This window comes from Paenarthrobacter sp. RAF54_2 (genome assembly GCF_052113945.1).
Lineage (GTDB): Bacteria > Actinomycetota > Actinomycetes > Actinomycetales > Micrococcaceae > Arthrobacter.
The window spans coordinates 64,273-77,922 of record NZ_JBFRDV010000016.1; the positions used below are offsets into that span (position 1 = coordinate 64,273).

General features: G+C 59.6%; 9 protein-coding genes. 3 read left to right on the top strand and 6 right to left on the bottom strand.

Features of this window, described 5'->3' with window-relative positions:
* The first annotated feature begins 35 nt into the window (after positions 1 to 35).
* On the top strand, positions 36 to 899 hold the full coding sequence (locus tag AB4Y87_RS17120; protein WP_442005508.1) for a universal stress protein: 864 nt from the start codon (positions 36 to 38) through the stop codon (positions 897 to 899).
* Positions 900 to 950: 51 nt separating this feature from the next.
* Here the strand turns inward: AB4Y87_RS17120 and AB4Y87_RS17125 are convergent, their stop codons facing one another.
* The 4 genes from AB4Y87_RS17125 to AB4Y87_RS17140 form a co-directional block, all read right to left on the bottom strand.
* The gene (locus tag AB4Y87_RS17125) at positions 951 to 1,802 is read right to left on the bottom strand and encodes a universal stress protein (RefSeq protein WP_442005509.1); all 852 of its coding nucleotides are present in this window, start codon (positions 1,800 to 1,802) and stop codon (positions 951 to 953) included.
* Between the two features lie 105 nt (positions 1,803 to 1,907).
* Entirely contained in the window at positions 1,908 to 2,441 is a 534-nt protein-coding gene (locus AB4Y87_RS17130) for a flavodoxin family protein (protein WP_442005510.1), read from the bottom strand.
* Positions 2,438 to 2,908: a universal stress protein gene (locus tag AB4Y87_RS17135; RefSeq protein WP_442005511.1), complete on the bottom strand. Its 471-nt coding sequence runs from the start codon at positions 2,906 to 2,908 to the stop codon at positions 2,438 to 2,440. Before AB4Y87_RS17135 ends, AB4Y87_RS17130 begins: the two co-directional genes overlap by 4 nt.
* 88 nt (positions 2,909 to 2,996) lie before the next feature.
* A complete protein-coding gene (locus tag AB4Y87_RS17140) occupies positions 2,997 to 4,310 on the bottom strand; it encodes a GAF domain-containing protein (protein ID WP_442005512.1) in 1,314 nt (437 codons plus the stop codon).
* A gap of 227 nt (positions 4,311 to 4,537) precedes the next feature.
* Between AB4Y87_RS17140 and AB4Y87_RS17145 the strand changes: the two genes are divergently transcribed.
* Positions 4,538 to 6,943 (top strand): HAD-IC family P-type ATPase, encoded by a 2,406-nt coding sequence (locus AB4Y87_RS17145; protein ID WP_442005513.1) that lies wholly within the window; start codon positions 4,538 to 4,540, stop codon positions 6,941 to 6,943.
* A 71-nt stretch (positions 6,944 to 7,014) separates the two neighbouring features.
* Positions 7,015 to 8,016 carry a zinc-dependent alcohol dehydrogenase family protein gene (locus AB4Y87_RS17150; protein ID WP_442005514.1) on the top strand — a complete coding sequence of 334 codons (1,002 nt, stop codon included), beginning with the start codon at positions 7,015 to 7,017 and terminating at the stop codon, positions 8,014 to 8,016.
* Positions 8,017 to 8,059: 43 nt separating this feature from the next.
* On the opposite strand, the gene AB4Y87_RS17155 is transcribed toward AB4Y87_RS17150, so the two are convergent.
* Both AB4Y87_RS17155 and ppsA read right to left on the bottom strand, forming a co-directional pair.
* Positions 8,060 to 11,233 carry an HAD-IA family hydrolase gene (locus tag AB4Y87_RS17155; protein WP_442005515.1) on the bottom strand — a complete coding sequence of 1,058 codons (3,174 nt, stop codon included), beginning with the start codon at positions 11,231 to 11,233 and terminating at the stop codon, positions 8,060 to 8,062.
* Positions 11,230 to 13,650, bottom strand: coding sequence for a phosphoenolpyruvate synthase (gene ppsA, locus AB4Y87_RS17160; protein WP_442005551.1), 2,421 nt, complete (start codon positions 13,648 to 13,650; stop codon positions 11,230 to 11,232). Before ppsA ends, AB4Y87_RS17155 begins: the two co-directional genes overlap by 4 nt.

A 13,650-nucleotide genomic window follows, 5' to 3' on the forward strand; every position in this document is an offset into this window, starting at 1 on the left:
TTCCGGGGAATCATCGAACAAGAACTGGAGCAGTCATGAAGGAAGCAATTGTCGTCGGTGTCAGCGATTCGCCCAGTAGTGAGGCTGCGACCCGATGGGCCGTGCAAAGGGCCGCTGCCCTTAAATTGCCTGTGCTCCTGGTACACGCTGTGGATGATCGTTGGGCCTACGATGCCATCGGCTATAACGAGTGGATCCGGGAGTCCGGTGAAAAATTCCTTGTTACTGCCAAAGACCGGGCCGAAAAAGTCGAGCCAACGGTCAAAATCAGCACGGATCTCGTCTCGGGAGGAGCCGGGTACGCCCTGCGCAAGCGGTCAAAAACCGCATCGATGGTGGTTATTGGTTCCGGCCACAGTTGGGCCGGCGGATCGCTCGCGGATCGTGCGCTACAGGTTGCTGCCGTGGCGAAGTGCCCCGTAGCGGTGATCGGTGAACATGATATGACCAGTCGACACGGCGTTCTGGTCGGAGTTGATGGTTCCGAAGAATCCACTCAGGCCGTGGCATTCGCTGCCGCAGAGGCAGACCGTGAAGGGCAGGAGCTAACCGTGCTGCACGCTTTCCGGACACCGGATCCATGGGTGGATCGGGGAGTGCCCCACGGCAATTTCTTTGAACTCGTGACCGAGGAGGAACGGGTGGTTCTTGCGGAAACGGTCGCGGGCTTGGCGGATAAATATCCGGATCTTGTTGTGCACCAGAACTTGGAGACCCACATGCGTCCTGGCGAGGCGCTGGTAAATGCCGCCGCAACAGCCCGCCTGTTGGTCGTCGGCAGCAGGGGCCGTGGCGGCTTCAAACGTCTACTGATGGGATCTACGGCCCACGCAGTCCTCACCAAACTGCCGTGCCCAACAATCATCACCAGGATCCAGCCAGTCAAGCATTCCGAGTAAGTAGCGAGCAGCAGGTCCTGGAACCCAATGGCTCCCCGGGCCTGCTGCTCATTACTGCTCCCTCGCTTCCAGTGGGGGCCTTACCACCACGACAGGACAGGAAGCATGATGGAGAACGGCATGCGCCGTTGAGCCAATACTGCCGCGGACAAGACCCTGCCCCATAGTTCCCACAACGATTAACTGGGCATCTTTCGCTGCACTAAGGAGCGTTCCGGCAACGGAGGTCCCCGTGAGCAGGAGGTCTTCAAGCTCGAGTTCGGGCGAGGTGTTGCGCACGGTACGTACTGCCGAATGCAATATTTCCAGGGGACCAACGTCACTTGCTTCAGCGTGGGCTTCGTGTCTCTTTCGGACATGCACAATCCGAAGCGATGTGCCCGCATAGGAAGCATGAGAAGCGGCATAGTGAAGCGAAGCCTCCCAGCCTTCCCGATCTATGCCAACGACGACGGGTCCATCCGGGTGGTCGGTGGACCGAACAACAGCCACGGGACACGCTGCAGTGGCGGCCAACTCCAGGCTCACGGATCCCACGAGCAGGCCCATAAAGCCTCCTATCCCCCGACTTCCCACAACCAGCATGGAGGCGCCTCCCGCCAACTTGCGAAGGTTCTCGGCCGGCCAGCCGTACACCAGGCTCTTCGTGATTTCCACCGACTCAGAAGCCTGACGGGCGCACGCGACCCCCTCGGCAACTATTGATTCAGCGGCGTGTCGCAGGCCGCTGTCAGCTACACCCGGCACGGGTTCCATGTTGTGTGTTATGGCCGGCCAAAGGGAACAATGCACTAATTGCAGCGCGCAGCTTCTCAGCTCGGCTTGCCGGGTCGCCCACTGAACTGCCGTAACGGCCTCGGGAGACCCGTCAAATCCGACGACGATCCGCTCGCTCTCTTTCATTGTTCCTTCTTTCCAAGCCTTGGACTGCCCTTTGGTAACCGTCAAGCCAGGAACACATTCCAGCCTGTCCAGCCGGTCATGCTGGGCAAGGTCATCTCAAACTCCCTATCTTCCGGCGTCAATTAACCTGGCCAGAGCTTGGCCCCACTTTGCGGCGCGGTGGAGCTCGTCTTCGCTTATCGAAGGTTCCTGGCTGACTTCGAAGCTCTCCGGTTCTGCAATGAGCTCGAAGCCGGCTTTTCGTAACCCGGAGGTGATGTGTTTGGATGCTCTGCCGGTGAGGAATGCCGGACCGTGGTTGCGGGTGTCGAATGCTGCGGCTTTTTGGCCCGGGATGGCAGGTCGGAGCTGGGCCAGCCACTCACGTATGCCGACGTTCGCATCGATATCGTGGCCAAGGGAACCGGTCGCGGCAGCGACGTTTGCTGCGGAGTGTCGTGTTGCGGGTCTGCTCATTCCGTGAGCATGGGTAGGTCCACCGACGATCAGCAAGGCACAATTACCCAGGTCATCGGCGACTACATCGGAAACGGAGACCGCTCTGGCCCCGGGCTCGCCATCAAAGCCGCTGGCAATTGCTTCAGCTACCCTGCGGGTAGTTCCGTACATTGTTTCGTAGACCACCAAGATGTCCATCATGGTCGCCCTTCAGTGGCTTCGTTCGAGTGGTCCTCAGGTACGTGGACCACGAGAACCGGGCAGTGGGCATGAGCTACGCACGCTGAGGTGACTGATCCCAGCAGCAACCCTCCAAAACCACCGTGTCCACGTCGCCCCACAACGATCATGTCTGCCTTCCGGCTAGCTTCGATCAGTCCTTGTCTGGGATGACCCTGAACAAGCCGCGAATGGACGTTGTCGGGCTGGGTCGGGCCGAAGGCCATTTCCACGGACTGCTTCAGGATTCGCCCGGCGGCTTCCTCAAAACCGGTAATGCCCATCACCACATAGCCCTCGTAGACGGGGGGATAGTCCCAGAAAGCCGTGGCAACCACGTCAACGCCCAACGGCGTCGCCAACAGTTGGGCTTCTTGGAGTGCAGCTATGGACGCATCGGAGCCGTCAACTCCGACGATGATTTCTCCTGTTGAGCCGGCTTTGTCCATGACTGTTCTCCTGCCGAATGAAACGTTCGATCCCTCCACAATGGCGCTGCAGGGCGTCCTCGGACAGGGTCCAAAGTCACGGAGATGCTTATTGCGTGGGCGGGGATTCTTCGGAACGGAGGTCTTCGATTGTCTTTCTGAGAGTGCGGATGGTGTCATCCAATTCCGACGTGACATGCATCATCCGCTCAACGGCTGCGGGGTCCACCAGGAATCGCTTCAAGTTCTGCATTCCCAAGCCGGCTGCAAATATACGCTGAATGACGAGGTCATGAAGGTCGCGGGCTATGCGCTCCCTGTCCGAGAGCAACAAGGCCTGCTCACGAAGGGCGCTTACTTCCGCGAGATCCAGTGCAAGGCCGATCCTGCTGCCAAACAATGCACTGGATTCCAGATCAGAACGGGTATAGGCCGCGCCGCCAACGGCCCGGGCCATCAGCAGAACTCCGTTTCCCCTCCCCCTGTGGCCCAGGGCCGCTACCAACACAGTGCCCAGCTTCTCCGACACCTCGGGACCGAGAACTTGTGAAGCATCCTGCACGAGGCGGGAGTCGCCAGTGGCAAGCACTGATGCTACTACCTCGGAGCCCGGCAATTGCTGGCCCGTGTTCAAGCCCTGCACTCCGACCGCCGATCTACAACGGACCTCTCCTCCGGGCGTTGGTATGGCAACGACACCCAGGATTGAGTCGGAAGCACGGACGGCCGCCTCCGCGACAAGATCCAGGTTGCCGGAGTCGTCGTCGGGCTTGCTTGCAATGAGGCGGCTGCCAAGCTCCATGCCCGCTTCCAACCATCGCTGCCGGCGATTGCTTTCGTCGAACAGGCGGGCGTTTTGGATGGCGACGCCGGCTGCTGCCGCCAGTGCGATGGCAAGCTCCTGATCATCTTGGCTGAAGTCCTTCCCGTCCCTCTTCTCGGTGAGGTACAGGTTGCCAAAAACAATATCGCGGACACGGATTGGTACTCCGAGAAACGACTTCATGGGAGGATGGCTTGCCGGGAAGCCCACAGCCATTGGGTGAGCGGTGAGGTCGTGAAGACGGAGTGGTTCGGGTTCGCGGATCAGGTGTCCCAGGACACCATGCCCGGTGGGAAGATCGCCGATGGATCCAATGGCGTCCCCATCCATGCCGACCGTAATGAAGTGGCTTAGCTGCTTATCCTCTCCAATGACGCCAAGAGCTCCGTATTTGGCGTCCACCAACTCGCAGGCCGACCGGACGACGCGGTCCAGGACAACTTCCAGGCTGAGGTCCTCGGCAATGGAAATTACCGCTGAGAGCAACCCGTTCATTTGTTCCTGTGCATGGATCATCTCATCCGCACGCTGCACGAACTCACGGAGGAGTGTTTCAACGCGCCCCTTCAGTGGGGAGCGCCAAGGGTGATCCGCGCCCATAGGCCTTTACCTCCCTGCGCCACTAATGGCCTGCCTCTCCCGAGTCTAGGTGAGTCGTCGGCATACGGGTACAGATCAGGGGTCAAGGGCCCGAACACGTCTTGGGAGACATGACCTTCGACCCTACACCTGCCGTCAGGAGACTGGGACGATGACAAAGGTGATACCAGCATGGCGAAACATACTTCCATGAGAGCCGTTAGCACAGGCGGTAAAGGTCGGCGACGATGATCACACCCAACATCCCGATGGCGGGCCTTTCCGAAGAGGAAGTCTCCCAGCGGGTCCGGGACGGTCTCGTGAACGATTTGTCGACACCTCCCAGCCGTAGCCTGTTGGCCATAGTCCGTGCCAATGTACTCACGCTGTTCAATGGCATCGTAGTGGCGGGTTTCAGTTTGCTGCTGTTCCTTGGGCAGTGGAGGGACGCGCTCTTCGGGCTGGCAGCCATAGGAAACGCCCTCATTGGCGTGGTTCAGGAATACCGCGCCAAACGATCCCTCGACCGCTTAACCATCGTCCACGGAGCAATGGCCAGAGTGGTGCGGGAGGGAAATGTTCAGGAAATCCCCGCACATGACGTGGTGCTGGATGACTTACTTCTGCTTAGTGCAGGTGATCAAGTCCCAGCAGACGCCCATATTGTTGGACCGGGTTCGCTTGAAGTCGACGAGTCACTACTGACAGGTGAATCGGCACCTGTCACCAAACACCGGGGGGATGTGCTGTTGGCCGGGTCCCTGGTCTTCACCGGCTCCTGCCATACCCGGGTATTCAGGGTTGGCCATGAGACCTTTGCCAACCGGCTGGCCGCCGACGCCAAGCGGTTTTCGCTCGTCAGTTCAGAAATACGCACAGGTATCAATCGGGTGCTGCGGGTTCTCGCCTGGGTTGTCCTGCCGGTGACGTTGCTGGTGTTGAATTCACAGCTGCTCCAACAAGGGGGATGGGAGGCCGCACTGGCCTCTGGAGCTTGGGCACAGAGCGCTGTTTCGACTGTGGCAAGTACAATCGCCATGATTCCCCTGGGACTGGTACTCATGACCAGCGTGGCTTTCGCCGTAGGCGCCGTCCGCCTCGCGGGCCAGAAGGTCCTGGTCCAGGAGCTTGCAGCTGTAGAAGTGTTGGCCCGGGTCGACGTCCTGTGCTTGGACAAGACAGGAACGCTAACAGACGGACGAATGGCCTTCGACGCCGTTCACCAGCTTCGAGGTGAAGTCCAGGACGGCTGGCGACAGGCTTTGGCTTGGTTCGGGGCCAACCAGCCTGCCAACGCCACATCCCTGTCCATCGGAGACGCCTTTCCCCTCAAAGTGCAACTGACCCCTCTCTCTTCAGTGCCGTTCGACTCTACGCGCAAATGGAGCTCGGTGACCCTGCCCAATCTCCAAGGCGATTCCAGTACCTGGATTCTCGGCGCACCGGAAGTTGTATTTGCCGGCGAATCGCCTGACTGCAGGCTCGCGCGGCAACGGGCCGGGGAGTTGGTCTTGTCGGGGGTTCGCACCATGGGAATGTCCCGCTCGAGCCAATGTACCGAAGCGACTGAAAGTGCCTTGCCCGGTGACTGCGAGCCTGTCCTGGTGCTGACACTGCGGGAAAGTATCCGGTGGGATGCGCCGCGCACTTTGGCCTACTTCCGGGAGCAAGACGTCACCATAAAAATTCTTTCCGGAGATGACCCCAGAACCGTTGGTCTTCTGGCCCGGAAGTTGGGTCTGGAAAACCCGGATGCTATCGACGCCAGTAAATTGACTGGGGACCCGGCAGCCTTGCAGGATCTGGTGGACGCGCATTCAGTGTTCGGACGCGTCTCACCGGAACAAAAGAGGGAGCTGGTGCTTGCACTGCAACGTCGCGGTCACACGGTTGCCATGACCGGAGATGGAGTCAATGACACATTGGCGCTCAAGGTGGCCGATCTCGGCATAGCCATGGACTCCGCTGCTCCCGCAACCAAAGCCGTGGCACGCATCGTCCTGCTTGATGGCAGATTCAGCCGGCTTCCTGCCGTCGTGGCCGAGGGGCGGAGAGTGATCAACAATATGGAGCGTGTCTCCATGCTGTTTCTCAGCAAGACAGCCTACGCACTTGTGATCTCGCTACTATGCGGAGCACTCCTGCTCCCTTTCCCATTCCTTCCACGCCAGCTGTCTGCCATCGATGGCCTCACCATCGGGCTGCCTGCCTTTTTCCTGGCACTCCTGCCCAATAGGCACGACTATACGCGCGGATTCCTGCGGCGGTCATTAGCCTTCTCAATACCGGCAGGCGTGGCCATCGCCGTCGGGATCACCGCGCTCAATTTCTACGTCCAAGCTACGGGCCATTTCAGCGTGGACCAGGCGCGATCCGCCTCATCGATGGCCTTGGCGCTCATAGGATCCTGGATCCTGGCGGTCATCGCGCGACCCCTCAACCTACGGAAGGCGGCCGTTATAGCCGCAATGTATCTGGGCACTGTCATCGTATTCACCTTCCCGCCCTTGAGTGGGTTCTTCCGACTTGAATGGCCCCCAGGAGACCTCTTCCTGGCGACTTTCGTAGTCGCGGTGGCGTCCAGCACCGCCGTCGAGATTGCCGGTCGACTCCGGAGGAGTCCTCCTCCCAGGCCACATGGCGAAGGACCATGACCTTCGGCTCTGGTTTACGGCGCTGAAAGCATGCAAACCTCCAGGCGTAGGACTACGAAAGGAAGCTGGCAATGCATGCATGGTGGGTAGCAGATCCAGGACCGATAGCAAACCGTCCCCTGGTGCAGGGGAAACGGAAAGACCCCCAACCACAGGCCGGGGAATTGCTGATCCGTATAAGTGTTTGCGGTGTGTGCCGAACGGACCTTCACCTGGCTGAAGGTGATTTACCGCCCCGCAATGCCAATGTAGTGCCGGGCCACGAAGCCGTCGGAACAGTCCTCGAAACCGGGTCCACTGAAAGCAGGTTCGCGCCCGGAGACCGGGTTGGTGTTCCATGGCTCGGCGGCACCTGTGGAACGTGTACCTTCTGCCTCCGCGGCAACGAGAACCTCTGCGTGGCGCCAACGTTTACTGGATGGGACCGTGACGGCGGGTTCGCGGAGATGATGACGGCCCACGAGGACTTTGTCTATGCTATTCCGTCCGGCTTCACCGATGAACAGGCCGCCCCGCTTCTGTGCTCGGGAATTATCGGTTACCGCGCGTTGAAGCGAGCTGCCCTGCCGCCAGGAGGGCGCCTGGGCATCTACGGCTTTGGGGGTTCCGCCCACCTCACGGCGCAGATTGCGATGCATCAGGGCGCCTCCATCTACGTCATGACACGTTCAACAGAAGCACAGGCGCTCGCCCGGTCCTTAGGCGCCGCGTACGTGGGCGGCGCCTCAGACGAGCCTCCGGTCAAGCTCGATTCAGCCATTCTCTTTGCACCAGTAGGAGAGCTGGTGCCCACCGCATTGAGGTCGTTGAACCGAGGAGGGACCCTGGCAATCGCCGGCATACACCTCACCGACATTCCCTCACTCAACTACTCCGATGACCTCTTCTACGAGCGCCAACTCCGAAGCGTAACCGCCAACACACGCGCGGACGGGGTGGAACTCCTGGCCCTTGCCGCGGACATGGCGTTAAAGCCGACCACAACCTCATACGACTTCTCGCGTGCAGACCAGGCCTTGGACGATTTGGCCAATGACCGGATTACCGGAGCCGCCGTGTTGAAAATCAGCTGATGGGTAACGGCCATCGCCGCAGCTCGCCAGGATGCCCAAGCCTTTAAGGCTGTTCGCTGCGGCTCGTCGATTCCAGCCGGAAGCTTCGACTATGCCCACAGGCGAGCATTACGGTCTGGTCATGGACTGTGACCCGGACGGGCGGGGCGTCGCCGGCGGCCGAGGATATTCGGATGCGTCCATCTTTCAGCTGGATGTCCATCAGGTGTCCCCGATAAGTCACGTGGAAGGAAACCGATCGAAGGCCGTGGGGCATGTTCGGTGTGAACGACAACCCCCTCCGGTCCAGCCGTAGCCCCGCGAAGCTTCTTTGGACGACGTCTATTGTGCCCGCCATCGCTCCAAGGTGTATTCCCGCCTTTGTGGTGCCGTGCTGGGTGTCATCAAGGTCGGCGTCAAGGGCTTCCCGAAAGCTGTCCCATGCCCGCTCCGGGTCCAAGGCTGCCAATACTGAAGCGTGCGCGACCCTGCTCAATGTGGATCCGTGGGCCGTTCGGGCCAAGTAGTACTCGATCGTTCGATCCAACTGTTCCTGCTGCAAGTCGTATCCAAGGCGTCTCAGAAACGAAATAAGCCCCTGGCGTCCCAAGAGGTAGGGCAGCATAAGGACGTCTGCCTGTTTGGCCAGCTTGTACCTATTGACGTCATCGCCCTCTGCCTCGAGGATGAGGTCCAGCCGCTCAATGTTCTCGTACTGTTGGCGGTACTTGTCCCAGTCCAGTTCTTGCAATTGGTCATAACCGGCAAATTGGCTGATGATTCCATCCTCGGTGATTGGCACAAACACGGCACGGGACAGACGGCCCCACCGGATAACTTCCTGTTCGGTGATGCCAAGGCGTTCCAGGAGGTCGGCCAATTCATGGCCCGAGAAAGTTTCGGGAATCCCGGCTGCACAGCCCCATACCCACGCAGCCATCACGTTCGTATACGCGTTGTCATCTAGGCCGGGGTTTCCGTGTCCATGCAACCATGTGTGATATTCGTCCGGCCCCACTACGCCCCGTATGTGGTAGCGATGGTCACCGGGGTCGTACTCAGCGACGGCGGCAAAATAACGGGCAACTTCCACCACAAGCTCTGCCCCCTTCTGAGAAAGCCACGCCACGTCATTGGTCGCTTCAAAGTACTGCCACGCGTTGAAAGCCACAGCCAGCCCTACGTGCATTTGCAGGTGCGAGTGGTCCGCCACCCAACGTCCCGAACGTGCGTTATATAGCGACCGCGGGGTTTCTTCCGTCCCGTCACTCCCGCTTTGCCATGGAAACCTGGCACCGGGCATGCCATGTTGAGCCGCAGCCTGCTGTGCCGCGGGGAGCCGCCTCCATCGGTAGTCCAGCAAGGCCCGCGCCACTGCAGGTGTCCTGGAGGTGAGAACGGGAAGTACGAACAACTCGTCCCAAAAGACGTGACCACGGTAGCCTTCGCCATGCAGCCCCCGTGCAGGTACGCCAACATCAAGTTCAGTGGTATGCAACGTCAATGTCTGTAGAACGTGGAACAAGTGAAGGTTCAAGACAAGCTGTACCTGTGCTGGTGCGTCCAAATGGACCAGGAATGGACTTACGATCCGCTGCCACGCAGACTGGTGCGCCCGCAGGAGCTTATCGAAATCACAGCCGGCGCGTTCCAGGCTTGCGGCGGCCGCAGTACCGGCCGATGAAATAGGCCGATCCCGTGATGTGGCGACGGCCACAATCCTCGTAACCGTCACCGCGGCTCCATCGGCACAATGGGTTTCAAAAGTCCGAAAGTGGAACGCCCCTTTGCTCCCGGGGGTCCCATTGGTACCTGCGACCTCAACGCTTAGTCCAACGGCCAGCCGGATCTGGCTTTGGCTGGTTTCCGCTTCCACCATCAAGGTAGTGCCTGGACCGCGGCCACCGCCGTCGGATGTAGTCCGGTCCACTAAATGTTTCCGACCTGTCAAAGGTGGCTCGGGAATGTTTGCGTTGCGTATGCCGACGTTGACGCCCACCCGGACTCCGATCAAGCCGCTCCAACCCAGCGGCCTAATGCGGGTCTTTATGGCGAGCAGATGGGGGTCTGCCGTGGAGACGAATCGCGTCTCCCTGACTTCCAAGCGTCGTCCGTCCGGGGACTCCAGAACAAGCCTCCGTTTGAGAACCGCCTTATCCATATGAAGTGTTAGTCGTTCATGAACAATCTGCAGCCCCTCGCGGGACCACCACGCGTTACCCTCCAGCCGCAGATCCATCGGGAGGCAATCAGGACCGTTGACCATATGTTCTTCGAGTACGGTCTCTTGGCCAATGCCCACGGAGACACGGTTGAACACTCCAGCCAGATACAGTCCCGGATATCGCGTCGTCCTATGGATTTCGGTTACGGCGCCTCGGACGCCCATGTAGCCATTTCCGAGTGTTGTGAGTGCCTCACGATGTCCTTCGTGGTCCGGATCCGTTCCTTCAAAAATCAGCTTCCAGGGGTCACCCATGACAAGCCCAAGATCAAGTTCGCTGACGTCGTTGAGCACTACGTTCGCGCCGGCGGCTTCGAGTTCGTTCCGGGTCCCCCGACGGTCGATCCCCACCACCAGCCCAAACCCGCCCCGATGAGCCGACTGCACCCCCGCGACTGAGTCTTCGATGACCACCGCACGCTTTGGCAGGACCTTCAATCGGCGCGCTGCCTCAAGGAACACATCTGGCGATGGCTTCCCGGGTAGACCGAGGGTCGTGGCTGTCGTGCCGTCCAGGACGACGGCAAAGGTATCTGCCATGCCTGCCGCTGCGAGTATTGGAGTTGCATTGCGGCTCGAGGTCACGAGCGCCACTGGAACTCCTGCTGCCTTCAAATTCGCCAGGAACTGTACTGTTCCGGGATAGGTTTGCACACCGTCGTCCCTCAGCCGCGCCTGATAGGCCTTGTTCTTCAGCGCACCCAACCCGAATGCGGTCCACTCACCTGTGGGGTCGCTTGGTAGTCCCGGCGGGATGCGAACACCCCGGGACGCCAACAGATCCGTCAAACCTTGTTCCCGGGGCTTGCCGTCCAACAACGTGAAGTAGTCGTTCGGTGTGAAGGCCCGGTGATCGGCATCTGCCGGAAAACGGGCATCATGGATGATCGCATCGTAGGCATCTTTCCAAGCCCTTTGATGGACCGTGGCAGTAATGGTCACTACCCCGTCCAGATCAAAAATGACGCCGTCATAAGGGGGTTTGGCCGCAGCAGCGGTGGGTGATCCCTTCATCTCCCGGCCTGGGCCGGCCGCTGTTCGGCGGACAATATCATTGGCAAAGTGCGGAGGAAAGTGTCCGGGTTCAATGAGATTGAATCAATACCTTCACGGACCAGGAATCCGGCGAAGTCGGGGTGGTTGCTGGGCCCTTGACCACACAATCCGATCTTGATTCCTGCAGCATGGGCCTCCTTGATGACTTGTGAAATCATCGTCGTCACGGCAGGATCCCGTTCATCAAAGAGGCCGGCCAACTGTTCCGAATCACGGTCCACGCCCAGAACCAGTTGAGTGAGGTCGTTTGATCCGATGGAGAAGCCGTCAAACCTCCGCGCAAACTGCTCTGCCAGGACTACGTTCGACGGCACCTCGCACATCATGTAAATCTTCAGCCCGTTATTGCCGCGCACCAGTCCGTGGGCCGCCATGACAGCCAAAACCGTTTCCGCTTCATGGACCGTGCGGCAGAACGGAACCATAACGATGACATTTGTAAAGCCAATAACTTCCCGGACGCGCTTCAGGGCCCGGAGTTCCAGTTCGAAACCCTCCTTGTACTCTTTGCTGTAGTACCTGGCTGCACCACGGAAGCCCAGCATTGGGTTTTCTTCGGGATGCTCGAAGAATTTTCCTCCCATGAGATGGGCGTACTCGTTGCTCTTGAAATCACTAAGCCGAACTACCACAGGCTTGGGATGGAACGGCGCTGCAATTTTCGCAATTCCCGTAGCCAGAACAGAGACGAAATATTCCTCAGGACTCTCATAATTGACCGTCAGCTCACGTATGGACCTCGCCTCGGCGGCATCGGTGACCCGTTCAGGGTGAACCAGGGCCATCGGGTGAACCCGGATCAAGTTATTGATGATGAATTCCATTCTGGCCAAGCCCACGCCAGCTGCCGGCAGCCGCCACCATCGAAACGCGGCGGAGGGGCTGGCGAYGTTGATCATGACATCGGTCCGGGTGGACGGAAGAGTTCCCACATCCACTTCTTCGACGTCGAACTCCAGCTTTCCCTCATATACCCGGCCTTGCTCACCTTCAGCGCATGACACCGTGACTTGCGCGCCAGGCTTGAGGAGTCCCGTTGCGTTCCCGGTTCCAACGACTGCGGGGACACCGAGCTCCCTGCTGACCATGGCAGCGTGGCTGGTGGGGCCACCGTGATCCGTAACAATGCCGGCCGCCCGTTTCATGACAGGAACCCAATCGGGGTCGGTCATCTGTGTGACCAGAATCGAGCCTTCCACAAACGATTCAATGTCCCCCGCATCCCGGATGACGCACACAGGGCCTTGGGTGATCGACTCCCCTACCGCCGCACCGGTTGCCAGTATCCTGCCTGGGTGCCGCAGGTGGTGCATTCGGAATGTTGATGCAGACAGTTGTGCCTGGACGGTTTCCGGGCGTGCCTGAACCATGAACAGCTCGCCGGTGACCCCGTCCTTTGCCCATTCCATATCCATGGGACGCCCGTAGTGCTCTTCCACCGCTACAGCCCATCGAGCCAACTTCAGTACCTCCGGATCCGTCAGGACCAGCGACCGCCGTTCCTGATCGCTCGTGTCCATCATCTGCGTCCGGGCAGTGCCACCTTGGCTGTAAACCATCTTCCATTCCTTGGCTCCGACCTCCCGCTGGATGACCGGGACAAGCGTCGGATCGCCCAGCAGGGGCTTGAACACTTGGTACTTATCAGGGTTGATGGTTCCTTGAACGACCGTCTCGCCCAGCCCCCAGGCCGCACTGATAAGGACGCTCCGTGGAAAACCGGACTCTGTATCAATGGAAAACATGACCCCTGAGGCCCCGACATCGGAGCGGACCATGCGCTGCACACCAACGGACAGCGCCACATCGAGGTGCCCAAAACCTTTGATCTCCCGATAGCTGATGGCTCGATCCGTGAACAGGGAGGCGTAGCACTGCCTGCAGGCTTGAAGGACTCCTCGCTCTCCTGAAATGTTGAGGTAGGTTTCCTGCTGGCCTGCAAAGCTCGCATCCGGTAGATCCTCTGCCGTTGCGCTGCTCCGTACGGCCACCGCGAGCTGATCCTGGCCAGCGCGTTGACACAGCATGCTGTAGCTCTCCTGCACGCTGCGGGCGAAGTCCGCCGGGAATTCCGCGGACAGGAATGATTCCCTGATGGCGCTTCCAGCTTGTCGCAACGATGAGCGTCCGGAATGGTAATCATCCAAGGAGAGGCTGATCACCGATTCCAGGGCGTTCGCGGAAAGGAATTGCCGATATGCGTCAGCCGTTGTGGCAAATCCGTCAGGTACCTTCACGCCCGCGGACCGCAGGGACCTCGTCAGCTCACCGAGAGAGGCATTCTTGCCGCCCACGGAGGGGATGTCCTGGATACCTGAATCTTCAAACCACAAGACGTGGGCGCTGTTCAACGAAGCTTCACGTGCTGAATACAT